The sequence below is a fragment of the Cohnella algarum genome (assembly GCF_016937515.1).
GTDB classification, from domain to species: domain Bacteria; phylum Bacillota; class Bacilli; order Paenibacillales; family Paenibacillaceae; genus Cohnella; species Cohnella algarum.
On record NZ_JAFHKM010000002.1, the window covers coordinates 4,442,713 to 4,468,790 of the forward strand.

The following is a 26,078-nucleotide window of genomic DNA, read 5'->3' on the forward strand; positions in this document are numbered from 1 at the left end:
AACGGGATGGTGAGGGCAATGACTCTGCAGCACAATGAGAAGCTGGCCGTAACGGCGAAAGGTTCCAACCTCGAATCTTATGAACAAGCGGTGCAAAACTTCCGTTGGGAAGACATCGAGCAACGATTCTCCTGGTCGACGACCGGCAAAGTCAACATGGCTTACGAGGCGATCGATCGTCATGTGGAAGAAGGGAAGGGCGACCGCATCGCGCTGCATTACAGCGACAGCGTACGCGATGAAAGTTATACGTATGCCGATCTGAGCAGGGAGTCCAACCGCTTTGCGAACGTGCTCCGCAGCCTTGGCATCGGCAAAGGGGATCGCGTCTTCATTTTCATGCCTCGGACCCCGGAGCTGTATTTCAGCCTGCTCGGGATTTTGAAGGTCGGAGCGGTTGTCGGTCCGCTGTTCGAAGCGTTCATGGAAACGGCCGTCAAGGACCGGCTGCAGGACAGCGGAGCCGCGGCGATCGTCACGACGCCGGCGCTGCTTCCCCGCGTCGCCCGCGACGAGCTGCCGGAGCTGAAGCATGTGATCGTATTCGGCGACGGCGTCGAGGAAGGCGGAGGCATCGTCGATTTCCGCAAAGCGATGGACGAAGCGCCGGGAGAAGCCGAAATCGAGTGGCTGACCCGGGAGGACGGACTTATTCTTCATTATACGTCGGGGTCGACGGGCAAGCCGAAAGGCATTTTCCACGTGCAAAACGCCATGATCCAACATTATTATACGGGCCGCATCGTCCTGGATTTGCGGGAAGACGACGTTTACTGGTGCACCGCCGACCCGGGCTGGGTGACCGGAACGTCGTACGGCGTCTTCGCCCCGTGGCTGAACGGCGCTTCCAACGTGATCCGCGGCGGAAGGTTCAGTCCGCAGGATTGGTATTCGACGCTGCAAAAATATAAAGTAACCGTTTGGTACAGCGCGCCGACCGCGTTCCGGATGCTGATGGGCGCGGGCGAAGAAGCGGTCAAATCGTACGACCTGTCCCATTTGCGCCACGTGCTCAGCGTCGGCGAACCGCTCAACCCCGAAGTCGTGCGGTGGGGGCTGAAGGCGTTCGATCGGCGCATCCACGATACGTGGTGGATGACGGAAACGGGCGGGCAGCTCATTTGCAACTATCCGAGCATGGAAATCAAGCCGGGCTCGATGGGCAAGCCGATCCCGGGCGTTCAGGCGGCCATTCTCGACGATCAGGGCAACGAGCTGCCGCCTTATCGGATGGGCAATCTCGCGATCCGGACGCCGTGGCCGTCCATGATGCGCAAAGTATGGAACAATCCCGCCAAGTACGAGGAATATTTCCGTATTCCGGGCTGGTACGTGTCCGGGGATTCCGCTTACAAGGACGAGGAAGGCTACTTCTGGTTCCAGGGCCGGATCGACGACGTGATCAATACGTCGGGCGAGCGGGTAGGGCCGTTCGAGGTGGAAAGCAAGCTCGTCGAGCACCCGGCGGTCGCCGAGGCGGGCGTCATCGGCAAGCCGGATCCGCTTCGGGGGAAATCATCAAAGCGTTCATTTCGCTGCGAGAAGGCTTCGCTCCTTCGGACGAGTTGAAGACGGAAATCTCCAAATTCGTCAAAGAGGGATTGTCCGCGCACGCCGCGCCCCGCGAAATCGAATTCCGCGACAAACTGCCGAAGACGCGCAGCGGCAAAATCATGCGCCGCGTGCTGAAGGCTTGGGAATTGAATTTGCCCACCGGCGACTTGTCGACGATTGAGGACTAATCCATGATCATCCGGCCATTCGGCACTCTTGAAAATAAATAAAAGCAAACGAAGGGCGATCTTCGCGGTTTCGCAACCGGAGGATCGCCCTTCTGCCGTTCTTTATTCCGTTAGTTCGTTTTCACTTCGATCGCGGCGGAAGGCTCGGATTGGCCGACGCCGTTAATCGCCGTAATCCGGTACCAGCCGGCGTTGACCGGCGCCGGCGCTTCGTAGCCGGGGGTTTGCGCGGAGCCGAGCAGCGTGTACTTGCCGTTCTGGGACGGACTGTACCAGACCTCGTACTTGGTCACCGCGTCGGCGTCCGAATTCGGGTTCCACGACAGCGCGAGTCCGGTATCCCGGATTTGCGCCTGAAGCCCGGAAGGCGAGCCCGGCGCCGCGAGCGGATTGCCCGTTCCGGGAGCTTCGGACCCCGGAGCCTCGGTTCCGGGAGCTTGGGTGCTGCCCGGATCGGAAGTTCCGCCGCTGCCCCCGTCGGTTCCGCCTGCGGGCGGCAAATTCGGATCGACCGGAATCTCTCCGGCGCCGCTTCCCGCGCTTACGACCGCGCTGCGCCCGGACTCCTTGCCGACCACGTCCACGGCGGTGACGTAATATTGATAGGCGTTGCTGGACGAAATGTAATTGATGAACTTCGCCTCGTCACCCGTAAAAACGGAGTTTTCGACTTTTTGGAACGGGCCTCCGTTGACGGAGCGGTACAGGCGGTAGCCGGCCACGTCCTTTTGCGGGCTTGGCGTAAACGTAATCCGAACCTTGCCTCCGTCCAGCGTTTCCGCCGAGACGTTGGACGGAGCGGAAGGCGTCCCTCCGTCGTCGCTGCGCGGGTCGGTCTTGGACGGGGCGCTGTCCTTGGCGTCTTTCGGCAAATAGTACGAGAGCGACTTGCGGCTTTCCGAAGAGACGTTCGGCAGCGCGGCCTGAAGTTCTCCGATCAGCTCGTCGATCGGCTTCTCGCGCTTCACCATAATCGCTTCCCGCAGCAGATCGGAAGGCGTTTCGTCGTGCGGCAAGTAGTTGACGCCGTTGTACGTGATATATTGGACTTTGACCAATGCGTCGTCGGACTCGGTCGGGATGAACTTCTTGTTGAAAATGTCCGTCGTAAGCCGTCCTGCCTGCCGAGTCAGATCGGTCGGCAGCTTTCCGCTGACGCTCGATACCGTCATCGAAACGATGCCGTCGGGCTTTTCGAACTTGTCGGTCGGGAACAGCTCGGGCTTCGCTTCGGTCACTTCGTTCATGATTTTCGCCCAAATTTCCCTGGCGCGGGCGCGTCCTTTGGTCGACAGCGTGTGGGTCGATTTCTCGTAACCCGCCCACACGCCGAGCGTAATGTCCGGGGTGTAGCCCTCGAACCAGACGTCCGCATAATTTTGCGTCGTTCCGGTTTTGCCGACGACCGGGATTTTGCCGTAGTTCTCGAATTGCGATTTGATCGACGTCGCCGTTCCGCTCGTAATGACCGTACGCATCATATCCGTCATCAAATAAGCGGACTGCTCCGAAACGACGCGCTGCGGATTCGGCGTGTGCTTGTAGACGACGTTGCCTTCCGCATCGGTAATTTCTTCGATCATGTAAGCGTCGTTGAACACGCCCTTGTTGGCAATAGCGGCGTACGCGTTCGTCAATTCCTCGACGGACACGCCGTACTTCAGGCCGCCGATGACGCCCGTTTGCGCGTAATTGTCTTCCTCGACGAGCGAGGTGATGCCGAGCTTGCGCGCGAAATCCCAGGCTTCCGGGATCGTCAGCTTTTCCAGGAAAATTTTCAGCGCGGCGGTGTTCAGCGACTTGTCGAGAGCCGTCCGCGCGGTGACGAGACCCGTGTACGTGTTGTTCGAGTTTTTCGGGATATGTTTGGCTCCGCCGCTTCCGTTGTTCAGAATGATCGGCGCGTCGTCCAGTACGCTCGCCGGCTGAATGAGCCCTTTGTCGATCGCCGGCAAATAAGCGGCGATCGGCTTCATGGCCGATCCGGGCTGACGGAGCATTTGGGTCGCGAAATTCAATTGCTCGATATGAAATTCGCGGCCTTCGATCATGCCGAGAATGGCGCCGGTTTTATGATCGATCATGATCGACGCGATTTGCTCGACGCCCTTCGTCGCGTCGTCCGGCGAGAAATTGTCCGGATTTTCGGCGATGTCGTGCATGAGGTCGTACACTTCTTTGTCGATCGTCGTCTTGACCTTGTAGCCTCCCCGCAGCAATTGCTCGCGGGCCTGCTCGAGCAGCGGGGCGTTCTCCTCCTTGCTCAAATCCTCTTTCGTCAGTTCGGGGTATTCCTTGAGCACGAGAAGCTGGGCCGCTTGGCGTTCGACCTCGAGCATTAAATAAGGATACGTATTGTAAGCCTTCTGGACCGGTTTGGCGAGCGAGGCGTAAAGATCGAACGCGAGCGCCTCCTCGTACTCCGCCTGGGTGATCTTCCCGTACTCCAGCATTTTGGCCAGGACGAGCTTTTGCCGGTTGACGGCCCGGTTGAACCGGCTTTCGTTGAATTCCCCTTTGCTGGTGAAAGCGGAATGGGCGGACGGAAGCTGCGGAACGCCGGCCAGGTAGGCGGCTTGCGCCAGATTGAGGTCCTTCAGCTCGACGCCGAAAATCCCCCTGGCCGCCGCTTTGATTCCGTACAGGTTGTAACCGGACGAGCCGTTGCCGTAAGCGATTTTATTCAAATAAGCGGTTAAAATTTCTTCCTTGTTCAAAAAGCGTTCGAGGCGCAGCGAGAGAAAAATTTCCTTCGCTTTGCGCGTGTTCGTCCTGTCCAAGGTCAAAAATACTTGCCTTGCGAGCTGCTGGGTAATCGTGCTTCCGCCCGTCTGCACGGATTCGTTGAGCACCTGCTGCTTGACCGCGCGCATCAGCCCGTTCGAATCGATCCCGATATGATTGAAAAAATCTTTGTCTTCGATCGATAAGACGGCGTCGATGACGATTTGCGGAATTTCGTCATAGGTGACGGGCTGCCGGTCTTCTTCGGTGCGAAGCTGGCCGACCAGCGTGTTGTCGTTGAAATACACGAATCCGGTAATGGCGTTTTCGTTGATTTTCTCCTCGATGAGCGAGCGCGGGCGCACCGGATCGTCCTTGACGAGCGCGGCTACGTAGCCCCCGACCGCTCCCGCGGCCACCAGTCCCGTCAGGATGCCGAACAGAATGAGCCATAATACGGTGTACACCGCAATCTTCACGCCGAGTAGCCAGCCTGAGCCTCTCCTTTTGGAGGGGGGAGGGGTCTGCATCGTTTCTTCCATAAAGAACCTCCTTCAACAAACAGAAATATTATACCACAACTAACCATCGTTTGACTTCCTTCGAAGGGGTGTGCTATAAAGAGAGAAATTGTGAACTTATTCGGAGGAATATGAGCCGCCATGTCTGAAAATATAGGAACTTTGACTCAAGAACAGCAGCGGGAGGTCGACCGGCAGCTGGCGATCATCAGGCGCGGAGCCGTCGAAATCGTTCCGGAAGAGGAACTGGCGGCCAAAATCGCCGAGGCCGTCCGTACCGGACGATCGCTGAAAATCAAGCTCGGGCTCGATCCATCCGCGCCGGACATCCATATCGGCCATACCGTCGTGCTGCACAAGCTGCGGCAATTCCAGGAGCTCGGCCATGAAGTCCAACTGCTGATCGGCGATTTCACGGGGCGGATCGGGGATCCTACCGGCAAGTCCGAAACGCGCAAGCAGCTTAGCGAAGAGGACGTCAAGCGCAACGCAGAAACGTATCAGAAGCAAATTTTCAAAATATTGGACCCCGGCAAAACGAAGGTCTACTACAATTCCTCCTGGCTGTCGCCGCTTCAATTCGCGGATATCATCCAATTGGCGGCCAAGCTCACCGTGGCGCGCCTGATGGAGCGCGACGATTTCACGAAGCGCTTCCAGTCCGGACAGCCGATCAGCGTGCACGAATTTTTCTATCCCTTGATGCAAGGCTACGATTCCGTGGCGCTGGAGAGCGACGTGGAGCTGGGCGGAACCGATCAGAAGTTCAATCTGCTGATGGGCAGGACGCTCCAGAAAGAGTACGGCAAGCCGACGCAGGCCGCCATCATGCTGCCGCTGCTCGAAGGGCTCGACGGCGTCAACAAAATGAGCAAAAGCCTCGGCAACTACATCGGAATCGACGAGGAGCCGAACCAGATTTACGGCAAGGCGATGAGCGTGCCGGACGAATTGATGCTGAAGTACTACGAACTCGCGACAGACCTGACGAACGAGGAAGTTGGCGCTCTGCGGTCGGGACTGGAAGACGGAAGCGTTCATCCCCGCGACGCGAAGATGCGCCTCGCCCGGACGTTCGTCCGCATGTATCACGGGGAAGAAGCGGCGGCCGCGGCCGAGTCGCATTTCGTGACCGTATTCCAGCAGCGCGCGCTTCCCGACGACATCGAAACGCTGGAGCTGCCGGCAAGCGAGCTGGCGGACGGTTCGATCCGACTCGCGAAGCTGCTGACGCTTCTGGGGCTGCAGGCTTCGGTAAGCGAAGCCAGACGCAGCATTCAGCAGGGAGCGGTGCGCTGGAACGAAGAGAAGCTGACCGATCCGAATGCGGAAATCGCGCCGCAGGACGGCGACATCGTCCAGGTCGGCAAGCGGAAATTCGGCCGGCTGGCGATTCGCTAAGAAAGACCGCATCGGCCGCATGGGCCGAAAAAACGAAAGGACGAGCGAAGGGAAGTCCATACTTTCCGCGCTCGTCCTTTTTCGCTTCTTTTTCCGTTTCGGTCGGACCCGGGTCAGGCTTTGTTGACGCCTTCGAACAGCTGTCTAACGAAAGTTTCATGAAACTTTCACATATTTTGCGACGTATTATGAGAGTAAGGAAGGGAGTCCCAAGTTTGTCGGAAAGGAGGTAAACCGATGGATATCGTGTTCGGATGCTGCCTTGCGTTCGGGGCTTTGCTTGCCGCCTTCACGCTTTTTTTCGGCGACATCCTCGACAGTGCCCTAGACGGGATGTTCGAATGGCTGTCGATCGACGCGCACGAGCTTTTCCAGCCGGTCGTCGTGACCGGGGGCATTACCGTTTTCGGAGGCACGGGGCTGCTTCTGTCGCGTTATTCGTCCCTTCCGGCGGCAGGAGTGTATGCCGCGTCCGTTGGCATAGCGGCGCTCATCGCCATCGGGATGTATTTCGTTTACGTCCGGCCGATGAAAAACAGCGAAAATTCGACGGGGTATTCCATTCAGGATTTGGCCGGAAAGCGCGCGGAGGTGCTCACTCCGATTCCGGCCGCCGGCTGCGGCGAAGTGCTCGTTCGGGTGGGGGCGGGCAATTCGAACCATGTCGCGGCAAGCTTCGAAGGCGTGGAGGTGGAGGCGGGAACGCCGGTTGTCGTCGTCGAAGTGAAGGAAGGCACGCTGTACGTAGCGAAGCTGGATTAGCAACCAGGAGAAAGGGGTAATCGAATGGAAAATTTTCCGGACTATTTGTACATACCCGTCATCGTCGTTGCCGTTCTCGCGGTAATCGGCATCGCGTTCTGGGCAAGGTATAAGACGGTGTCGCCGGACGAAGCGATGATCGTCACGGGATCGTTTCTCGGCAGCAAAAACGTGACGGTCGACGATTCCGGCCGCCGCATCAAAATCGTCCGCGGCGGCGGCGCGTTTATTTTGCCGATTTTTCAGCAATCGCAATTTTTGTCCCTGCTGTCGCACAAACTGGACGTCTCGACGCCCGAAGTCTATACGGAGCAAGGCGTGCCCGTCATGACCGACGCGGTGGCGATCATCAAGATCGGAGGCTCCGTGGAAGACGTGGCCACGGCGGCGGAGCAATTCATGGGGAAGCCGACCGACGCGCTCAAGGGGGAAGCCCAGGAGGTGCTGGAAGGGCACCTGCGGGCGATTCTCGGCATGATGACGGTGGAGGAAGTGTACCGCAACCGCGATAAATTCGCCCAGGAAGTGCAAAGCGTCGCGGCCCGCGACTTAAAGAAGATGGGCCTGCAAATCGTCTCCTTCACGATCAAGGACGTGCGCGACAAGCACGGGTATCTCGAAGCGCTCGGCAAACCGAGAATCGCGGCCGTCAAGCGGGATGCCGACATCGCCGAAGCCCAGGCGATCCGGGATGCCCGGATTCAGAAAGCGCTCGCGGAGGAAGAGGGACAGAAGGCCGAGCTGCTTCGGGATACGAACATCGCCGAAGCGACGAAGGAGAAGGAGCTGAAGGTCGCTTCCTTCAAGAAGGATCAGGATTTGGCCAAGGCGGAAGCCGATCAGGCGTATGCCATTCAGGAGGCTCGTTCCAAGCAGAGCGTCGTCGAGGAGCAGATGAAGGTCGAACTGGTCCGCAAGGAGCGGGAAATCGATCTCGAAGCCAAGGAAATTCTCCGCCGCGAGAAGCAGTACGACGCGGAAGTGAAGAAGAAGGCCGACGCCGACAAGTACGCGGTCGAGCAGGCGGCGGAAGCGGACAAGGCGAAGCGGATCCGCGAGGCGGATGCCGTGAAGTACCGCATCGAAGCGGAGGCGAAAGCGAATGCCGAGCTGAAGCGGCTGAACGGGATCGCGGAAGCGGAAGCGGAGCGGGCCAAAGGCACGGCCGAAGCCGAAGTCATCCGGCTGCGCGGTCTGGCGGAAGCGGAAGCGAAAGAAAAGCTGGCGCAGGCGTTCGAGAACTTCGGGGAAGCGGCGGTTCTCGACATCATCGCGAAAATGCTGCCGGAGCTGGCGGGCAAAGTGGCCGAGCCGATCGCGTCGATCGACAAGCTGACCGTCGTCGACACGGGTCACGGCGAAGGGGCCGCCCGGGTGAGCAATTACGTCACTTCGCTGATGGCGACGGCGCCCGAAATGCTGAAAAGCGTTTCCGGCATCGACGTCGAAGGGCTGGTAAAGGGCTTGACGCGGAAAGTCGCGCCTCCTCCCTTACCGGTCGCGACGGTTAGGCCGGCCGCGGAAGCGAAGCTCGAGCCGAAACCCGATTCGCGGCCGGCCGCGGAATAATCGGCTGCCTAAAAGAAACGCCCTTGCCGAGCAAGATCGGCAAGGGCGTTTCTCTGGCGTCGCCGGCTTAGCGGCTGTAGAATTCGACGATTTGTTGCTCTTCGATGTCCTGGGACAGCTCTTCGCGGGAAGGAAGACGAACGTACTTGCCTTCCATCGCGTTCGCGTTGAAGTCCAGGTAGCCCGGCAGGTGGTGACGTCCTTCGAGCGCTTCTTTGATCGTTTTCAAGCCGCGGCTGCGTTCGCGAAGACCGATTACGTCGCCCACTTGAACGGTGTAGGAAGCGATGTCCACTTTGCGGCCGTTGACCGTTACGTGACCGTGCGATACGAGCTGGCGGGACCCGTAGCGGGTGTTCGCCCAGCCGAGGCGGTACACGAGGTTGTCGAGACGGCTTTCCAGCAGGAACATGAAGTTTTCGCCGGCTTTGCCTTTCATTTTCGATGCGCGGTCGAACAGGTTGCGGAATTGCTTCTCGTTCAGGCCGTACATGTGGCGAAGCTTTTGCTTTTCTTGCAGCTGCACGCCGTAGCCGCTCAGTTTGCGGCGTTGGTTGGCGCCGTGCTGCCCCGGAGGGAATGCGCGTTTCAGTTCTTTGCCGGATCCGCTCAGGGAGATGCCGAGACGGCGGCTCAGTTTAAACTTCGGTCCTGTATAACGTGACATGGATGCAAGCTCCTTTTTCCAAAAAAAGTTTTTTGAAAAATGGGTGCCGTTGCGCCGGATTTCTCCAAATCGAAAACTGGTTTCGATTCCGACAGGAAGTTCAGCCGCTGCCCGTCGGCGGATTGTCCGTGAGGGTGACACAAACCTTCAGCCCAATATTCAACTACTAATATTATAAGAATAAACGAGCCTATGTCAAGTGCGCGCAGGGATTGTAAGCGCTATCCAAAACATATATTTCACGCCTGCGAATTCATGCCGCAAGTCCCCTTAATTTCGGTTCGATATAGTGCAAAATTCCTGTATTCATTGTATAGTTAGTGTATAAAAAGAGAAGAAGAGGGCACGAGCGGACGGTAAGGAGGATGGCGGGATGGCAAATCATGACGGAAACCGCGGGATTACCCGGTATATTCAGGCAAACGTTTTACCATCCCTTACTCCGAGCGAATTGCCGACGTGGGTGCAACGCCAGGATTTGTCGGAAGCGGACTTGCCTTATATACAGGCTTTGCTTACCGAAAGCTTCGCGGATTGGAACGAGCAGGCGGAACAATTTCCGTGGCTGGCGGGGTGTTCGATCGTTTTGCTTCACCCCGACGGCACGAAGGCGGCTTGCAAAGGAGAGCCGGACGGCGACAACCGGTTACCCGCGAACTGGAAGACGGAACGGATCGGAATGACGGCCGCCGGCTCGGCGCTGCAAACCTGCCGCCCGGCGCTTACGCGCGGAGACGAACATGAATTTGAGGCGTTTCGCTTTTTCGATATGATGGCCGCCCCGATGTTCACTAGGTCTTCAGGACTACTTTGCGGCGTGTTGGTCGGCTTGATGCCGGCCGGACAAGCGCAAGCCGGCGAACTGAAGCTGCTGCAAGCCGCAGCCCTTCATTTGCGCAGCTGCCTGTACCGGCGGTTCGAACTGATGCTTCTGGGCGACCATCTGCATTCGACCGAGCTGGTCAGGCGGGAAGAACGCCGAAGCACGCTGTTGTTCGAAGCGATGCGGAAGCTGAACGACCATATTTACGTGGAAGACGTTCTTTCGGAAATGCTGGGCATTTTGGATCAGGTTTATCCGTTCTGTTGCGCGGATTTGTTTTTGTCTCAGGATTACAGCAGCATGAACGAGAAAGTGAAGCCGCTTGCCTTCCATCAGCAGGAAATGGACTTGTGCTGGAAAGCGTTCATGGACGGCGAAATCCGCGAGGAATTTCAGGGGACGAACCGCCGGATCGCCTTTCCGCTTGCGGGCAAGCAAGGCGTTTACGGCGTGATGCTGCTGGAAATGCGCGGCAAGCCTTTCGACGAAGCCGATCTGCGATTCGTGACGATGCTGACCGGCGTCGCCGGAACCGCATTCGAAAAGGCCAAGCTTCACGAGCAGGCCAATACGCTTGTCGGAGAGCTGCGGCTGATCAACGAGCTGACGCAGCGTCTGAACAGCAGCCTGAAACTGAAAGATACGATGACGTTCGCCACCGACGCGCTGCTCGATATGTTCAAGGCGGATTATTGTTTTATTTTGCAGCTCGATTCGTTCAAGGCCCAGTTCACCGTGATCGCCTCGAACGTGCCGGAAATGACGACCGAAGTGTTCGCGGCCGATTACGGATTTTGCGGCGTCATGCTGTCGACCAAGGAACCGATCATTTTATCGGATTATCATAACGCTACGCCCGTTCACTCGCGAATTATGGATGAGACGATTTCCAGATCGCTGCTTGCTTCTCCGCTCATCATTAACGGGGAAGTGATCGGGGCCGTGCTCGTCACCCACCGGCTTCCCAACCATTTTTCGTACGACAATTACAAGCTGCTTCAGGTGCTGGCCGCCCATCTGGGTCTGGCCGTTTCGAACGCCACGATGCACGCGGAAATGCGGCGGATGGTCATCACCGACAATCTGACCGGCTTGTTCGCCCGGCATTATTTGAACGAGCGGATTCAGCGCAGACAGCTTCGGGACGGGTCGGGCTCGCTTATTTTGGTCGATATCGACCATTTCAAAAAAATCAACGACACGTTCGGCCACCAGGTGGGGGACGTAATTTTGATGCAGGTCAGCAGCATCGTCCAATCGGCCATCCGGGATTCGGATATCGCCGCCCGCTGGGGCGGGGAGGAGCTGGCGATTTATTTGCCCCAGCTCGGGCTGGAGCAAACGAAACGAATCGCGGAGCGGATCCGCAGGCGGGTGGAAGAGGAGACCGATCCGAAAGTTACGGTGTCGTGCGGGGTTTCGCAATGGACGACGGCCGACGAGCGGGTCAGCGTAGAATCGCTGTTTTACCGGGCGGACATGGCTCTCTACGACGCCAAGCACAGCGGACGCAACAACGTGGCCGTCGGATAAACGGATCGAAGCGGGGGAGAGCCTCGCGAACGGACAATCGGCCGGACCGGGAACGGATCGTTCCTGTCCGGCCGATTGTTTGCGTTTGCGGCCGGGTTGCGTTTTAGCGGAATAAGCGGCACATATCGGGACACGATAGGGGGAAACGAGCGGGGGGATGAATATGGAGACGACGGACCGGACACGCGGCAGAAGCAAATTCAGGCGCTCCGGATTTCGCTGCAAGGGGCTTTGCGCGCTTGCGCTCATCGGGCTAAGCCTGTCCGGATGCCTGGCCGACTGGAACCGTTTGACCGCCGAGGAGGCGTTTGCCCGATCGGCATCGGCGCTTGCCGGATACGATTATTTCGCCTTCGACGGCAATGTCGCTCTCTATGCGCCCGGAGGAAACGTAGAGAAGCAATTGGAGTTTCGCGGCGAGGTGGCGGGCCACAAGACGGCGGCGCTGGAATGGGACCGGGAAAACGTGCCCGCGCAAGAGAAGGGCGGCCACCCGTTGTCGCTGCTGAAAATCATGCAGTCGCAAGCGAAATCGGTTGCCTTCGCGCCGGATTCGGAGAAAGGGGCTGTCGCGCTGGCCATCCAGGTTCGGCCCGAAGCCGCGACCGCCCGGTTGAAGGATTCGATCCGGGAACGGATGGCCTCGGTCCGGGACGAAATCGAAAGCGGGCCGGCGGAGCCCGGAACGCTCCCGGCGGCGGGAGCCGGCAACGGCGGGAGGAAGCAAGCGAAACGAATCCTTGCCGAAGCGGAGAAAGAGCTCGAGGCCGCGCTGTCCACGTTGAAGGTGGAAACGGAGTGCCTGTGGACGGCGGACAGCAAAACCTGGTTCCCGAAGCGAATGACGGAGACGACCGTGCTCACCTATGCGCTGAACGGGAAAACCTACACGGAAAAAAGGACGTCCGTCACCAATTTCCGCTTGGACCCGGGCGGTGATACAATGGATAAGCAACCAACCTTTTGAATACCGGGGAGGAACACCGAAATGCGAGATCCTCGTCTTGCGAAGCTTGCGGCCAATCTGGCCGGCTATTCCATCAACGTGCAGCCCGGCGACAACGTGCTGATCGAGATGATCGGCTCCGAACGGGAGCTTCTCAAATGCCTGATCGAAGAGGTGGCCAAGCGGGGCGGGCGCCCGTTCGTCGAAATCGAGGACCGTTCGGTCACGCGGACGCTGCTGAACGTCGCCACGCCAGAACAGATGGAAGTGTGGGCGGCCTACGATTTGGAGCGAATGAAGCGCATGCAGGGGTACATCGGCATCCGTTCCGGCGACAACGCGAGCGAACTCGCGGACGTGCCGTCCGACAAAATGAAGCTGTTCGACCGGGTTCACCGGCATCCCGTGCATATGGAACAGCGCGTCAAAAAAACGAATTGGGTCATTTTGCGCTATCCGAGCCCCTCCATGGCGCAGTCCGCGAACATGAGCACGGAAGCGTTCGAGGATTTCTATTTCGACGTCTGCAATTTGGATTACGAGAAAATGGACCGCGCGATGGAACCGTTGCACGAGTTGATGGCCCGAACGGACAAAGTCCGGATCGTCGGCCCGGGAACGGAGCTCGAGTTTTCGATCAAGGGCATCGGCGCCAAAAAATGCTCCGGCAAGCGGAATATTCCGGACGGAGAAGTGTTTTCGTGTCCGGCGCGCAACTCCGTGAACGGAACGATCGCCTACAATACGCCGAGCGTCTATAACGGGTTTACGTTCGAAAATATCGCCTTTACGTTTGAAAACGGAAAAATCGTCAAAGCGACGGCCAACGATACGGACCGCATCAACGCGATTCTCGACAGCGACGAAGGGGCGCGGCACATCGGCGAATTCAGCCTCGGATTCAATCCGTACATCCTTCATCCGATGAAAGACACGCTGTTCGACGAAAAAATCGCCGGCAGCCTGCATTTTACCCCCGGCCAGGCGTACGAGGAGTGCGATAACGGCAACCGCTCCTCCATTCACTGGGATCTGGTGCTCATTCAAAGGCCCGAATACGGCGGCGGGGAAATCTATTTCGACGACAGGCTCATTCGAAAGGACGGCTTGTTCGTCGTGCCCGAGCTCGAAGGGTTAAACCCGGATTCTTTGAAATAAAGCGTTTTCCCTATTGCATCCGCAGGCGGGAACAAGGTATGATGAGGGAAGAAATTGACCACCCTAACTTTTGGAGGGATTTCCATGTCCAACAATGCAGCAATCGTGGAATTGTCTCAAACCGCCAACAAATTCCGCTCTTCGATTGTGCTACAAGCTGAAAATAAGTATATCGACGTTAAGAGCATTCTCGGCCTGTTTACGACGCTGGTCGGCGGCCATTCCTATGAGCTTCACGTTCACGGTCCGGACGCCGACGAAGCGAAAGCCGAGCTTGGCAAAGTGTTCGAAAAGCACAACCTGAATGTGACGATCGTCGACTAAGGCAGCTTCTCCGAAGCTCGCCGGCATGGATTTTCCGTTCCGCTTTTTTCATCCGGCAGCCTGCCCCCGTTCATTCGCGAACGGGGGCTTTTGACCAACGAGAGGATGATGGCGTTGCCCGTTACCGACCTGCTTTTGGGGCTGATGTTTGAATTCGGGTACTGGGGGCTTTTGCTGGCGATGGCGCTAGGCATCGCGGGCTTACCCATGCCGGACGAGCTGCTGCTGACGGCCTCCGGCTATATGATCGCCCAAGGACGCATGTCGCTTGGCTTCACGATGCTGGCCGCCATCGGCGGAAGCGTCGCCGGCATGTCGCTCAGCTATTGGGTCGGAAGGAAAGCGTTCGCCGGATTCGTTCGGAAATTCGGTTCGCGCGTCGGATTGACCGAAGAACGTCAAGCGCGGTTCGACAGGCAATTCGAAAGGTATGGCCATTCCGTGCTGCTGATCGGTTTTTTCGTTCCGGGCATGCGGCATTTGACCGCGCTGTTGTACGGCGCCAGCCGCAAGCCTTTCGGCGCTTTCGCGCTGCACGCCGCATTGGGGTCGCTCACGTGGACGAGCGCGTTTCTGCTATTCGGCGTCATGCTCGGAGAAAATTGGCGCGACGCGGCGGAATGGGCGCAACGGGAGCTGGCCGCCGCGCTTGCCGTAATCGCGCTGATCGCGGCGATTGCCTGGCTTCACAAGCGGCATTTGGGAAAGCGGGGAGCGAGCGGAACGTAAAAAAAGGGGCTTCCATCGAGGAAAAGATCGACTTTCCCGATGTCCTGTCCTTGTGCTGGCGGCCAATTTCGTCTAATATGAAAGGGATAGCTAAATTGGCAAGTTAGGGCACAGGGGGAGTGGGAATGGCTTCATCGGATGTTATGGTGGATCTGAATCAGAAGGCTCTTCGCCTGCTGCAGGACGACGCCAGCAAAATCGAAAAACTGATCGCCATTCAAATGGAAAATTTGGCGACCCGCAAATGCCCGTTATATGAGGAAGTGCTGGACACGCAAATGTACGGCTTTTCCCGGGCGGTCGATTTTGCAGTAAGGGCAGGACTTGTGGAAGACGGCGCAGGGCGGCTTCTCGTCAGTCAGTTGGAACGCAACCTGGCGATTTTATACGAAGCGATGGCACAGAAGGAAGAAGCTTGATTCAGGATCTGAACGGACGGCATACGTAAAGGGCATTCCGAAGCGCGGACGACGCGGCGCTTCGGAATGCCCTTTATTGCTTTTGGGAGGCTTGGGCCCTTCAGACGAAGTAGAAGGCGACTCCCAAAATGATGTAGACGAGAAGCAGCAGCGTGCCTTCGTACCAGGTCGTGGCGCCGTCGCGAGACACGGAGGTCGCGATGAAAACCGCGACCGCGATCGCGGCGAGCTCTACCGTCGTAAATAGAATGTCCATATGCGGCGTGAACAGCAAACTGACGAACACGAGCACCGGGGCGACGAACAGGGCGATTTGCAGGCTGCTGCCGACGGCGATTTCGATGGCCGCCCCCATTTTGTTTTTCAGGGCGAGCATGACGGCCGCGCTATGTTCCGCGGCATTCCCGACGATGGCGACGATAAAGGCGCCGACGAACAGCTCCGACAGCCCGAATGCGCGCGTGAACACTTCAAGCGTCCCGACGAGCCACTCGCTGATGAAGGCGACCATGACGGTGGCAAGGACAAGGTAGACGATCGACCGGCCTTTGGACCAGGCGGCCGTCTCCCCATGGTCGGGCGACGTCTCTTCATGGTCTTCGAGAAGCTGCTTGTGCGTTATCATCGAGTAGACGAGCCAACCGGCATATGCCACGATAAGCACGCCGGCGATGATGACGCTGAGCGCAAGCGAGTTCTGATTCGCAAGATGCTCGCTTTTGACGAATACGGCGGGAATAAACAAGGCAATGACGCCCAGCAGCATCAAGGTCCCGTTTTGGCCGGCGAGGTGAAGGTTGAATTTTTGTTCCTTGTATTTCAACCCCCCGGCAAGCGCGCTTGCTCCCAGCACAAGCAGAAGGTTGCCGATGATCGAACCGGTCAGGCTCGCTTTGACCATTTCGAACAAGCCTTCCTTGACGAGAAAAATCGCGATAATCAGTTCGGCTGCGTTGCCGAACGTCGCGTTCAGAAACCCCCGAGCCTTTGGCCGGCGTAATGCGCCACGGATTCGGTCGACTTCCCTAGAAAGCCTGCCGCGAAGACGATCGCGACCGCCGCGACGACAAACTGGGCGATCGCATTCCAATCGGCATAATGAGCGACGGCGCTGAGCGCAAATGTCGCAAAGAGCAGCGGGAAAAAAAGCTTTTTCAGACGGACCACCTCGGATCGGGTTTCGTGAAGTCAAGCGCTAAGGTCTAATATAACCAGATTTTAGGATAAAATAAATCGGAACCCGATCTTAAGTCCAGTTGCTTGCGCGGGGGAAATTCCGATACAATGGAATTACGAAATAACGGGAGAGTGAGCCGCCGATGACCGAACATTTGCAGGATGGATTAATTCGAATTTCAAACGATGTCGTCGCAACGATTGCCGGAATGGCGGCATTGGAAACTCCGGGAGTCGCCGCTATGTCGGGAGGTATTTCGGAAGGACTTGCCAAACGCTTGAGCGGCCGAAACGCGCAGAAGGGCGTTTCCGTGGAAGTCGGCCAGGTGGAGGCGGCGATCGATTTGCGGATCGTCGTTCAATTCGGAATTCCGATTCAGGAAGTCGGCGTCCGGCTGCAGAACAACGTGCGCGAAGCGGTAGAGAATATGACGGGCCTTCGGGTCGTCGAAGTGAACGTGAAGGTCGAAGGCGTTGCCTTCAAAGACGAACCGGAAACGGAAGACGCGAATCGAGTCAAATGAAAACGGCGCCTGCGGGCTGTGAAAACAGCCGACGCAAGGCGCCGTTTTTCGATTCGGTTCAGGAAGCGTTCGCCGTTCTGCGTTGAGAAGTTCTGGCGTTCGATTGCGAGGTTTTGCCGACCCGGTTGTATTCTCTGGAAATGCTGAGCAGCACGCCCATGCCCATCATCAAGCTGAGCATCGACGAGCCTCCGTAGCTGATGAACGGCAGGGTTACGCCCGTAATCGGGATCGCGCCGCTCACGCCCCCATGTTGATCAGCGCCTGGATGGCGATCAGGGAAATCAGTCCGATGCCGACCAGCGTCCCGAAACGGTCCGGGCAGCGGATCGAGACGATCAGGCCGCGCCACAGGAACAGAACGTAAAACAAAAGGAACAGCGTCGTCCCCACGAAGCCGAGCTCTTCTCCGATGACGGCAAAAATAAAGTCGTTATACGCATACGGCAAATAGAACAGCTTCTGAACGCTGTTGCCCAGCCCGGTTCCCGTAAACCCGCCGTGACCGAACGCTTCCAGCGAGCGCAGCAATTGCAGCCCGTAGCCCTGGGGATCGGAGAACGGATCGAGAAAGGCGGTAAAGCGCGCAAGCCGGTAACCGCCGTCGAAATCCGGATTGGCCAGCAAATAAACGCTGAGGCCGAGCGCTCCGATCCCGGCGATGATGCCCGCCGACAGCAGCAAGTGCTTCAAGTTGGCCCCGCCCGCGACGATGATCGCCGACGCGCACAGCAGCAAGATGACGCACGAGCCCAAATCCGGCTGAAGCATGATGAGACCGGCGATAAAGCCGATGACGATCATGACCGGAAGCAAGCCCCGCTTGAACTCGCGGAATTTCTCCTGCTTCTTGGTGATGATGGCCGCCAGGTAAAGAATGACCGCAAGCTTGGCGAATTCGGTCGGCTGGATGCCGAAGCCGGCGATTTTCAGCCAGCTGCTGGCGCCGTTCACGTCGCCGACGAACGGCACGATGAACAGCAGAACGATCGTGAACACCAAGAACGGCAAAAACAGCTTTTTGTACCGTTCGTATGGAATATTCATCAGGACAAGCATGGCCACCGTACCGAGCCCGGCCCACATGACCTGCTTTTTCGTGAAGTACAAGGCGTCGTATCCGAAATCCTTCGACACGACCGTCATGCTGGAGCTGGCGCTGAACACCATGACAAGCCCGAATCCAACGAGCAAAAGCGTCATGATCAACAGCAAAAAGTCAGGCGTTCCCCGCTGTCCGCTCCCCGGGTTTTTCATTTGCTACCACCCGGCCGTCAAAGAAGGAGCTGCTTCAGCTGCTGGACCCTTTGGTTGGCCGTATCCAAAATCGCGGGCGGAATCGGGGACTCGTATTCCATCCCGTGCGGGAACGTAGCGCGGCCTATGTAGACGGATTCAATTTGCAGGATCGCTTCGGGATTTTCCAGTTTGCCTTCGACGGCGCGCGTGTTAATGCGCAGGAAATAATCGGAGCCGCTTGCGGCGTCGTGAAGCTTGAGATCGTAAGTGGCCCGGCGGTACTCCCATTGCCACCGGACGAAGCCGAGTTTCTCGCCGGAGTCGTCGAGGTGCGCGAGATCGCTTTTGATGCCGTTCAAGCCCGTATTTTCGAGAATCATGAAGGTTCCTCCTTAAACATGCCATTCGTGCCAATGTTACCCCTTCATCATAGACGGTTTGTCTTTCTTGCGCAAGCCTGCCTTCGGGGGAAATCGCGCAAAAAAGGCGGGAACCGGGACGCCGGTTTACAAGGAGGAACCCTTTTCTGATACAATGAAAGACAAAACGAGGATTGGGGAGCGGCGCTGTGAGCCTAAACGAAGAAACGCTGCTGTCGTTGTACGAAAGCATGGTCGAATGGCGGCGGCATTTGCATCGGAATCCGGAGCTGTCGTTTCAGGAAAACGAGACGTCCCGCTTTATTGCGGATAAATTGGAAGCCTGGGGCTACGAGGTGGTCAGGGGAATCGCCGGAACGGGGGTGCTCGGCCGTTTGCGTGGCGGACTGCCGGGGAGGACGATCGCGCTGCGCGCCGATATCGACGCCCTGCCGATTCAGGACGAGAAGTCGTGCGAATACGCCTCCGCCGTTCCGGACGTCATGCATGCTTGCGGGCATGACGGACATACGGCGGAACTGCTCGGGGTCGCCCGTTATTATTCGCTGCATAAGAACGAAACGCGGGGCGACCGCGTGCTGTTGTTTCAACCGGCGGAGGAGGTGCTGCCGGGGGGAGCGCTTCGCATGATCGCCGAAGGAGCGCTGTCCGGCGTATCGGCGATTTACGGCGTGCATCTGTGGTCGTCGTTTCCGTACGGCATCGCGACGACCCGCCCGGGCGCCTTCATGGCTTCCCCCGACGAATTCGAGGTGGAGCTCGTCGGCCGGGGCGGACACGGTGGCTTGCCGCATCAAAGCAGGGACGCCCTGTTGGCGGGGGCTCATCTGGTAACCGCGCTCCAGACGGTCGTGGCGCGCAACGTCAATCCGGTCGATTCGGCCGTCTTGACGGTTGGCCGCCTTCAGTCCGGAACGGGGAACAATATTATCGCCGACAAGTGCAAGCTCGGCGGGACGATTCGCACCTTCGCGCCGGAAGTCCGGGCGCTCATGAAGCAGCGGCTGGAGGAGGTCGTTCGCCATACCGCCGCCTTGCACGGAGTCGAGGCGAGGGTGCAGTTTTTCGAGGGCTACCCGCCGGTCGTCAACGACGAGAGGGAAGCGGCGCGGGTGCTGAATATCGCGGCAAACCGGCTCGGTTCGGACCGCGCCCGCCCGTGCGAGCCGATTATGGCCGGGGAAGATTTTTCCTATTATTTGCAGGAGAGGCCGGGCTGCTTCATCTTCATTGGCGCCGGACGGGAGGACGGGAGCTCGCCGCCGCATCACCATCCCCGCTTCGATATCGACGAGCGGGCGATGCTGATCGCGGCGGGGCTGCTGATCGCCGTAGCCGACGATGCGGCGGCGGACGACGAGCCTGCGGCCGGCGCATAATGCCGGTGCTATATGATGGAACGAATGAGGATCGATCCCTTCGGTGATGCTAAGGCACGGAACCGAAAGGAGGAATCCGTTTTTTCATGAGAAAAGTATCCGATGTCATGTCGACCGATTGCGTGACCGTTGCTCCTCAAGACAACATTTACGAGTGCGCCGTCAAAATGAAGGACCACGATATCGGGTTTTTGCCGGTCGTCGAAGGCCGCAAGCTGATCGGCGTCATTACGGACCGGGACCTGGTCATTCGCGGGTATGCCGAGAAGCACCCCGGGTCCGAATCCGTCATGACGGTGCTGACCGAAGGCGTCGAAACGATCTCTCCCGACACGTCCGTGGACGAGGCGGTTTCGCTTATGTCTTCCCGGCAAATTCGCCGCCTGCCCGTCGTAAGCGGCGGAGAGCTGCAAGGCGTCGTTTCGATCGGGGACCTGGCCATTCGGGAAATTTTCGTTCAGGAAGCCGGGGAAGCGCTCAGCGGGATTTCCGAGCACGAGCACCGGGAATCTTCCTTTATGCATTAAGGAGTATGTTTCGCAGGCCGGCAAACGCCGTCTCTCAAGAGCCTTTGGCCTTGGGGGACGGCGTTTCCTTTTCGGCATTCCCGTCCCGGAAGACTTATTCGTCGCGGAAATGGACAAAATGCAAAATAAACGCTTTTCGACCTTCCGCGTTTCGCAGCGGGATTTCGCAAGGAGGATATGGAACATGCCGTTTGCCGATTCGAAGCCGCTGCTTATGCAATCGGACGGAACTGTGCTGCTGGACGAGCAGCATCCGAATTACGACGAAGCCGTCCGGTCGCTGAGCGAGTGGGCGGAGCTGATCAAACGTCCCGGGCGCTTCCATACGTACCGCATGACGCCGGTAACGCTTTGGAACGCGGCCGCGGCGGGCTGGACGGCCGCAACCGTACTCGCGCGGCTTGACGAATTGTGCCGGTACGGGGTGCCGGCCGTCTGGAAAGACAAGCTTCGCGCGATTATGCAATCGTATGGCAAACTTCGGCTCGTGCAGGATCGGGAAAAGCTCCTGCTGCGCGCCTCGGATGCGGAGCTGATGAAAGCCGTCAAAGCGCTAAAGGGACTGGAGACGGCCTGGCTCGGCGCGGATGGCGACGATGCCGTCCGCGTCAAGCCGGAAGCGAGAGGATGGCTGAAGCGGGAGCTTGCGGCCAAAGGCTATCCGGTCGTGGACGATGCCGGTTACCGCGCCGGCGAAACGCTTGCGGTCGCGTTCCGCGAAGCGGCGGACGACGGCCGCGCTATCCGGCTCCGCGATTATCAGCGGGAAGCGGCGGAGGCGTTCGCGGATGCCAGCATAGGCGCCGGCGGCAGCGGCGTCGTCGTTTTGCCGTGCGGCGCCGGCAAAACGTGGGTCGGCATGGCGGCGATGGCCCGGCTGCGCTGCGAGACGCTCATTTTGACGCCGAATGCCGTTTCCGTTTCGCAATGGGTGCGGGAGCTGCTGCAACATACGACGCTGACGGAATCCGATATCGGCGCGTATACGGGCGAGACGAAAAACGTCCGTCCGGTCACGGTCGCCACCTATCAGGTGCTGACGTACCGCAAGCGGAAGGAAGGGGATTATCCGCACTGGAAGCTGTTCGGGGAGCGAAATTGGGGGCTCATCATCTACGACGAGGTTCATCTGCTCCCCGCTCCCGTGTTCCGGTTGACGGCCGAGCTGCAGGCGACTCGGAGGCTCGGACTGACCGCCACGCTCGTTCGGGAAGACGGCAGAGCCGGCGACGTGTTCGCCCTGATCGGCCCGAAAAAGTACGAACTTCCGTGGTTTCGCACCGCATCGGAAGGCTGGATCGCGAAAGCTTCGTGCCGGGAAGTGAGAGTGCCGCTGAACGGGAGCGCGGCTTTGATGTACGCGTCGGCCGCAAGGCGCGAGCGCTTCCGGATCGCTTCGGAAAACCCGGCGAAAGCCGAATTCGTGCGGCGCCTGCTCAGCCGCCATCCCGACGAGCCTACGCTCATCATCGGCCAGTACTTGAATCAGCTTCGCGATATCGCCGAATCTTTGTCGCTGCCGGTCATCACGGGAAGCACTCCGCAAAAGGAGCGGCGAGAGCTGTTCGACCGCTTTAACGCCGGCGGGCTCAGGGCGCTCGTCGTATCCAAAGTCGCCAACTTCGCCATCGATTTGCCGGACGCTGCCGTCGCGATCCAGCTGTCCGGCAGCTACGGCTCCAGGCAGGAGGAGGCGCAGCGGCTGGGCCGGATTTTGCGGCCGAAAAGTTCCAAAAGGGAAGCGCTGTTTTATACGCTTGTCAGCGAAGGGACGGAGGAAGTGGAATACGCGCGCAAGCGGCAACGGTTTTTGCTCGAGCAGGGCTACCGGTACGAAATCGAGTTTTGCGGCGATCGCTCGGAAACACCGATGGAAGGAGCGGGAACATGAATTTGGCGGAGACGCTGTCCAGACTGCCGGACGAGGCGCTCTTTTCGCTTCGGTCCGAGCCGCTGCTGGCGTCGAGGCTGGCATCCGGCGGCACTCTGGAGCGGACGCTCGCGGATCGGAGCTGGGCGAAGGAGTGGCTTGATGCCGCGGGCTCATCCGTCAGGGAGACGCTCGAGTGGATTGTCGGGCGATACGGGGCGATGCCTTTCGAGGCGGAAAAGCTGGAGCGGGAGATGCGGCACGCCACCCGCTGGACCGGAGCGGAAATCCGGGTAGCGCTCATTCGCCTGCGAAAATCGGGGATCGTGTTTGCGGTACGCAAGCTGTGGGGGGAAACGCTTATGTACGTTCCGACGGATACGGCCGCCATGTGGAGGCGTCTGCTGCTGCCGGTCCGAAGCGCGCCGCTGGAAACGGGCGAGGAGCGAAACGTCCGGAAGCCGGAGGCCGATTACCGGCCGCCGCTGTCGATTCAACTGCTCGCCGTTTGGTCCGACATCCGGAAAACCGGACTGCCTCTTACCTCGAAAGGACTTCCCCACAAAACGGCCGCCGCGCGAATTGCCGGAAGTTTGCGCTTTGCCGCTTCCGAGCTCGGCGCCATCGCGTTCGCGCTGCCGAATGCGGAGGGCTGCCCCCGCCTCTGTCGCTGGCTCTCGACCTGGGCCTGCTGACGGGCGTCCTCGTCAGGGAGCCGTCCGCGATCGCGGCCGCTCCGGATCCTCAGTGCCCGAGCGAGTGGGCCGACCTGCTCCCGGAGCAATTCGACCGGCTGCTGCTGGGGCAAATCATCGACCGGTTCGCTTCGCAGCAGCCGCTTCTGTTCGGCGCGGCCGTCGCGATTTCGCAGCTTGTCCCGTTTCGGTGGCATGTCGAACGGGAGGCGCGCGCCGGACTTCCCGAAGAAGCGTCGGCCGATTTCGCGGCGTGGATCCGACTGCTCGAAGCGTTCGGCTGGATCGAGAGGGGCGAGTGGAGATCCGAAAGCGTTTTGCGCTGGAAGATCGACCCCGGATTCGCCGAGGAAGACGGGGAACCGATAAAGCGAGCTTCGGCGGAAAAAGCTTTCGTGCTGCCGGACTTGGAAATTATGGTGCCGCCCGGGGTGCCCGTCGGCCCAAGATGGCTCCTGGAGGAAATCGCCGACCGAAAGGCTGTCGATGTCGTGTCGACGTATGCGTTGACGAAAGAAGCCTGCGTAGCGGCCGGCAGGCGAGGCTACGATCCGGAGTCGCTGCTCGCGGCGCTTGAGCGGATTTGCGAAGGCGAACTGCCGGGCAACGTGCGTCTCGTCGTCCGGGACTGGTTTCGGACGATCGGCAAAGCTTCGGTCGAAAGCGCCGTTTTGCTTCGCATCGGCGACGAGAAGCTGACGTCGCTGATCGAACGGGATCCCCGGGCGCAGTCGATGCTGGCGGAAAAAATCGGACCCCGAGTTTACCGGATTCTGCCCGAGCGCGCAGACGATGTCGGCCGATGGATTGCTGAATTCGGATACTCGACCGACAGGGCTGCCGATTCTCCGGCGCTGCCGGCGGGGAAGAAAGAGACGGCGGGAGACTTGCGCGCGAAAGCCCCGGCAGCGGGGACGGCCGCCAAACCGGCCGAAGCGGCGATCGGCGGAGGAAGCGGCGGCGGATGGGCGCTGCGCCGCCATGAGTTGGGCTATTACGAGCAGGATCCGCTGCTTCCGGACGAAACGGAACTGTTTCCCGGGGTGGACGGGATTCCCGCTTCGTGGTTGAGCAAGCCCGCCGCCTACCATCCCTCGACTCGCCGGAAGCTGATCGAGCGGGCGATCGCCTGGCGAACGGCGCTGCGCATCGGCAGCGGGCAGGCGGGGCGGATTTTCGTGCCGGAAACGCTCGACGGAGACGAGGGAGGCTGGCGCGTGTCGGGAACGGTTCGGCCGGACGGCCCGTTCGGGGCAAGCGATTCGCCGGGAACCGAAGGGAAATTGACGCTGACGGCGGACGAATTCGGGGAGATGATGATCGTCCTGCCCGGAAAGCCGTAACGGCGATAGTGTAAAATCTCTGTGGGTGTAGGAATTGGAAAAAGCGGATATAGAAAAAGAGCTTCTCCCTTGGTAAAGTGATGTTTGCGCACAACACACCAAGAAGGAGGAAGCTCCTGTGAGCCACTTTACCACAACAATGCCGACGATGAAAGAGATTGAGCAATGGATTTTCCGGAAAATGCAGGAGGAATTCGCTCGTGCGATGAAGCAGGTACTGGAGGCGCTGGATCAGCAGATCCTGGAGCAACGGGACCGAGAGCGTTATCGAGTAAAGGACGAGCGTGAAACAAGCGTCAACACAGTGTTCGGGAATGTGCGCTTTAAGCGGAGATTGTACTGTGACCGTAGAAGCGGCAAACACGTGTATCTGCTGGATCAGCTGTTGCAATTCGAAGGGCGCGGGAAAGTCAGTCCGCATTTGGAAGAGACAGCAATCGCATTCGCAAGCCAAGGACCGTCGTACCGGGACAGCGCAAAGAGGCTGGAGCAGCTTTTGGGCTACAATGTGCTGAGCCACCAAGCGATCAGGGAAAAACTGATGGAGCGTGCGCAACAGCCGATGCCAGCGGTGAAACGGCGCGCTGCCCGCGTGCTGTTCGTGGAAGTGGATGGGCTGTACACGAAGCTGCAGCGGAGCAAAAAGCGCGGGATGGAGAACGCAATTGCAGTCGTACACGAAGGCTGGGAGAAGAACGGCAAGCGGGTACAGCTGAAGAACAAACAGCATTACCTGCATACGAGCGGCGGCGACTTCTGGGAAGGGTTCGGGGACTTTCTGGTGGAGCGTTACGAAATCGACGAGAACACGTGGCTTGTGGTGAACGGAGACGGCGCGGCGTGGATCGGGGAATGTACATCCTACTTTCACCAATGTCTGTACATGCTGGACCGCTTTCATGTGGCGCGTGATTTGAAACGCTTTGTTGGTCATTTGCCGCAGGTGTGGGAGACCGTGAGACGGTCTTTGGCCAAACAGGATGCAGCCGCGCTTATGGCGGTCCTGGAAGGCGTGTCGGAGCAAGAGATAGCGGAAGAGAACCGGAAGGATTGGAAGCCGTATAAAAGATTTCTAAAGCGGCATGAGAAGCATTTGGACGACTACCGAAAAACACTCCAGGCGAAGGGGATCGACACAAGCGGTATGCGCCCGATGGGAAGCGCGGAATCGCAGATGCGTATATTCGCCAAGCGGACGAAGCGTGGCGGGTACAGTTGGAGTGAGCGAGGCGTCAGGGCGATGCTGAGGACGATGATGAGGATTCAAGAAGCGGGCACGGTGGTAAGAACGGTTGAAGGACAAGCGAGTAAGCAGGCAACGCCGCAGCAGTCGATAAACATGCGGCAATTGCTCAAGAACGTGACGCAACCGGTCAAGGGTTGTATCGCTGGAATGATTCGCATGCTGCAAGGACCGAAGCAAAGCAGCACAACGGGTATGGCACTCAAAGCACTTCGCGGATAACGGCAAAAAATTCTGACAAATCACTTGTGTTTGATGAAAGAACGAAGCAAAGCGCTTACAAGGAAGAGGTTCCTTCGGGGTTCGCGTTCCAGGCATCTTAAATGACTGCCCACGCTAGCTTGACACTGACCGTAACGGCATAAGGATTGACCAACTTCCCGG

The 26,078-nt window shown here is 58.8% G+C and carries 19 protein-coding genes and 3 pseudogenes; 17 read left to right on the forward strand and 5 right to left on the reverse strand.

Annotated elements, in window-relative coordinates:
* The first annotated feature begins 18 nt into the window (after positions 1–18).
* Positions 19–1,742, forward strand: a pseudogene (gene acsA / locus JW799_RS19970) (acetate--CoA ligase).
* 110 nt (positions 1,743–1,852) lie between these two features.
* Here the strand turns inward: acsA and JW799_RS19975 are convergent.
* Positions 1,853–5,008 carry a penicillin-binding protein 1A gene (locus JW799_RS19975; protein ID WP_205431403.1) on the reverse strand — a complete coding sequence of 1,052 codons (3,156 nt, stop codon included), beginning with the start codon at positions 5,006–5,008 and terminating at the stop codon, positions 1,853–1,855.
* A gap of 120 nt (positions 5,009–5,128) precedes the next feature.
* Between JW799_RS19975 and tyrS the strand changes: the two genes are divergently transcribed.
* The 3 genes from tyrS to JW799_RS19990 all read left to right on the forward strand — a co-directional run bounded on the left by tyrS (position 5,129) and on the right by JW799_RS19990 (position 8,719).
* Positions 5,129–6,388 carry a tyrosine--tRNA ligase gene (gene tyrS / locus JW799_RS19980; RefSeq protein ID WP_205431406.1) on the forward strand — a complete coding sequence of 420 codons (1,260 nt, stop codon included), beginning with the start codon at positions 5,129–5,131 and terminating at the stop codon, positions 6,386–6,388.
* A 237-nt stretch (positions 6,389–6,625) separates the two neighbouring features.
* Entirely contained in the window at positions 6,626–7,150 is a 525-nt protein-coding gene (locus JW799_RS19985) for an NfeD family membrane protein (protein ID WP_080840319.1), read from the forward strand.
* 24 nt (positions 7,151–7,174) lie between these two features.
* A complete protein-coding gene (locus JW799_RS19990) occupies positions 7,175–8,719 on the forward strand; it encodes a flotillin family protein (protein WP_080840317.1) in 1,545 nt (514 codons plus the stop codon).
* 67 nt (positions 8,720–8,786) lie between these two features.
* Here the strand turns inward: JW799_RS19990 and rpsD are convergent, their stop codons facing one another.
* Positions 8,787–9,386 (reverse strand): 30S ribosomal protein S4, encoded by a 600-nt coding sequence (gene rpsD, locus JW799_RS19995; RefSeq protein ID WP_080840315.1) that lies wholly within the window; start codon positions 9,384–9,386, stop codon positions 8,787–8,789.
* 373 nt (positions 9,387–9,759) lie between these two features.
* Between rpsD and JW799_RS20000 the strand changes: the two genes are divergently transcribed.
* From JW799_RS20000 to JW799_RS20025, 6 genes are all read left to right on the forward strand, one after another.
* Positions 9,760–11,742 carry a diguanylate cyclase gene (locus JW799_RS20000; protein WP_205431409.1) on the forward strand — a complete coding sequence of 661 codons (1,983 nt, stop codon included), beginning with the start codon at positions 9,760–9,762 and terminating at the stop codon, positions 11,740–11,742.
* Between the two features lie 163 nt (positions 11,743–11,905).
* The gene (locus JW799_RS20005; protein WP_080840312.1) at positions 11,906–12,709 is read left to right on the forward strand and encodes a hypothetical protein; all 804 of its coding nucleotides are present in this window, start codon (positions 11,906–11,908) and stop codon (positions 12,707–12,709) included.
* A gap of 21 nt (positions 12,710–12,730) precedes the next feature.
* Complete coding sequence (locus JW799_RS20010; RefSeq protein WP_080840311.1) at positions 12,731–13,846, forward strand: aminopeptidase; 1,116 nt, start codon at positions 12,731–12,733, stop codon at positions 13,844–13,846.
* 84 nt (positions 13,847–13,930) lie between these two features.
* Complete coding sequence (locus tag JW799_RS20015; RefSeq protein ID WP_080840309.1) at positions 13,931–14,170, forward strand: HPr family phosphocarrier protein; 240 nt, start codon at positions 13,931–13,933, stop codon at positions 14,168–14,170.
* 114 nt (positions 14,171–14,284) lie between these two features.
* A complete protein-coding gene (locus JW799_RS20020) occupies positions 14,285–14,899 on the forward strand; it encodes a DedA family protein (protein WP_205431411.1) in 615 nt (204 codons plus the stop codon).
* A gap of 125 nt (positions 14,900–15,024) precedes the next feature.
* Complete coding sequence (locus JW799_RS20025) at positions 15,025–15,318, forward strand: Fpa/YlaN family protein (RefSeq protein ID WP_080840305.1); 294 nt, start codon at positions 15,025–15,027, stop codon at positions 15,316–15,318.
* A 100-nt stretch (positions 15,319–15,418) separates the two neighbouring features.
* Here JW799_RS20025 and cax read toward each other — a convergent pair.
* Positions 15,419–16,476, reverse strand: a pseudogene (gene cax / locus JW799_RS20030) (calcium/proton exchanger).
* Between the two features lie 161 nt (positions 16,477–16,637).
* Between cax and JW799_RS20035 the strand changes: the two are divergent.
* A complete protein-coding gene (locus JW799_RS20035; RefSeq protein ID WP_080840304.1) occupies positions 16,638–17,018 on the forward strand; it encodes an Asp23/Gls24 family envelope stress response protein in 381 nt (126 codons plus the stop codon).
* Positions 17,019–17,076: 58 nt separating this feature from the next.
* Here JW799_RS20035 and ftsW read toward each other — a convergent pair.
* Positions 17,077–18,275: pseudogene (ftsW, locus tag JW799_RS20040) on the reverse strand (putative lipid II flippase FtsW).
* A gap of 17 nt (positions 18,276–18,292) precedes the next feature.
* Complete coding sequence (locus JW799_RS20045; protein WP_080840300.1) at positions 18,293–18,637, reverse strand: YugN family protein; 345 nt, start codon at positions 18,635–18,637, stop codon at positions 18,293–18,295.
* Between the two features lie 230 nt (positions 18,638–18,867).
* Here JW799_RS20045 and JW799_RS20050 point away from each other — a divergent pair, with 230 nt between their 5' ends.
* From JW799_RS20050 to JW799_RS20070, 6 genes are all read left to right on the forward strand, one after another.
* Positions 18,868–20,016 carry a M20 metallopeptidase family protein gene (locus tag JW799_RS20050; protein WP_080841026.1) on the forward strand — a complete coding sequence of 383 codons (1,149 nt, stop codon included), beginning with the start codon at positions 18,868–18,870 and terminating at the stop codon, positions 20,014–20,016.
* An 86-nt stretch (positions 20,017–20,102) separates the two neighbouring features.
* The gene (locus JW799_RS20055) at positions 20,103–20,543 is read left to right on the forward strand and encodes a CBS domain-containing protein (RefSeq protein WP_080840298.1); all 441 of its coding nucleotides are present in this window, start codon (positions 20,103–20,105) and stop codon (positions 20,541–20,543) included.
* A gap of 184 nt (positions 20,544–20,727) precedes the next feature.
* Positions 20,728–22,434: a DNA repair helicase XPB gene (locus JW799_RS20060; protein ID WP_080840296.1), complete on the forward strand. Its 1,707-nt coding sequence runs from the start codon at positions 20,728–20,730 to the stop codon at positions 22,432–22,434.
* Positions 22,431–23,108 (forward strand): hypothetical protein, encoded by a 678-nt coding sequence (locus JW799_RS28880; protein ID WP_240353351.1) that lies wholly within the window; start codon positions 22,431–22,433, stop codon positions 23,106–23,108. Before JW799_RS20060 ends, JW799_RS28880 begins: the two co-directional genes overlap by 4 nt.
* 395 nt (positions 23,109–23,503) lie before the next feature.
* Positions 23,504–24,451, forward strand: a complete 948-nt coding sequence (locus tag JW799_RS28885) for a helicase-associated domain-containing protein (protein ID WP_338026362.1) — start codon at positions 23,504–23,506, stop codon at positions 24,449–24,451.
* Between the two features lie 118 nt (positions 24,452–24,569).
* Positions 24,570–25,916 (forward strand): ISLre2-like element ISTco1 family transposase, encoded by a 1,347-nt coding sequence (locus JW799_RS20070; protein WP_080836672.1) that lies wholly within the window; start codon positions 24,570–24,572, stop codon positions 25,914–25,916.
* The last annotated feature ends 162 nt before the right edge of the window (positions 25,917–26,078 follow it).

Bases quoted from the DNA above. Each gene is read 5' to 3' on its own strand.
- JW799_RS28880 (WP_240353351.1), top strand. From the start codon at position 22,431: ATGAATTTGGCGGAGACGCTGTCCAGACTGCCGGACGAGGCGCTCTTT.
- JW799_RS19975 (WP_205431403.1), bottom strand. From the start codon at position 5,008: ATGGAAGAAACGATGCAGACCCCTCCCCCCTCCAAAAGGAGAGGCTCA.
- tyrS (WP_205431406.1), top strand. From the start codon at position 5,129: ATGTCTGAAAATATAGGAACTTTGACTCAAGAACAGCAGCGGGAGGTC.
- JW799_RS20045 (WP_080840300.1), bottom strand. From the start codon at position 18,637: ATGATTCTCGAAAATACGGGCTTGAACGGCATCAAAAGCGATCTCGCG.
- JW799_RS20060 (WP_080840296.1), top strand. From the start codon at position 20,728: ATGCCGTTTGCCGATTCGAAGCCGCTGCTTATGCAATCGGACGGAACT.
- JW799_RS20000 (WP_205431409.1), top strand. From the start codon at position 9,760: ATGGCAAATCATGACGGAAACCGCGGGATTACCCGGTATATTCAGGCA.
- JW799_RS19985 (WP_080840319.1), top strand. From the start codon at position 6,626: ATGGATATCGTGTTCGGATGCTGCCTTGCGTTCGGGGCTTTGCTTGCC.
- JW799_RS20055 (WP_080840298.1), top strand. From the start codon at position 20,103: ATGAGAAAAGTATCCGATGTCATGTCGACCGATTGCGTGACCGTTGCT.
- JW799_RS20010 (WP_080840311.1), top strand. From the start codon at position 12,731: ATGCGAGATCCTCGTCTTGCGAAGCTTGCGGCCAATCTGGCCGGCTAT.
- JW799_RS20015 (WP_080840309.1), top strand. From the start codon at position 13,931: ATGTCCAACAATGCAGCAATCGTGGAATTGTCTCAAACCGCCAACAAA.
- JW799_RS20005 (WP_080840312.1), top strand. From the start codon at position 11,906: ATGGAGACGACGGACCGGACACGCGGCAGAAGCAAATTCAGGCGCTCC.
- JW799_RS19990 (WP_080840317.1), top strand. From the start codon at position 7,175: ATGGAAAATTTTCCGGACTATTTGTACATACCCGTCATCGTCGTTGCC.
- rpsD (WP_080840315.1), bottom strand. From the start codon at position 9,386: ATGTCACGTTATACAGGACCGAAGTTTAAACTGAGCCGCCGTCTCGGC.
- JW799_RS20050 (WP_080841026.1), top strand. From the start codon at position 18,868: ATGGTCGAATGGCGGCGGCATTTGCATCGGAATCCGGAGCTGTCGTTT.
- JW799_RS20025 (WP_080840305.1), top strand. From the start codon at position 15,025: ATGGCTTCATCGGATGTTATGGTGGATCTGAATCAGAAGGCTCTTCGC.
- JW799_RS20035 (WP_080840304.1), top strand. From the start codon at position 16,638: ATGACCGAACATTTGCAGGATGGATTAATTCGAATTTCAAACGATGTC.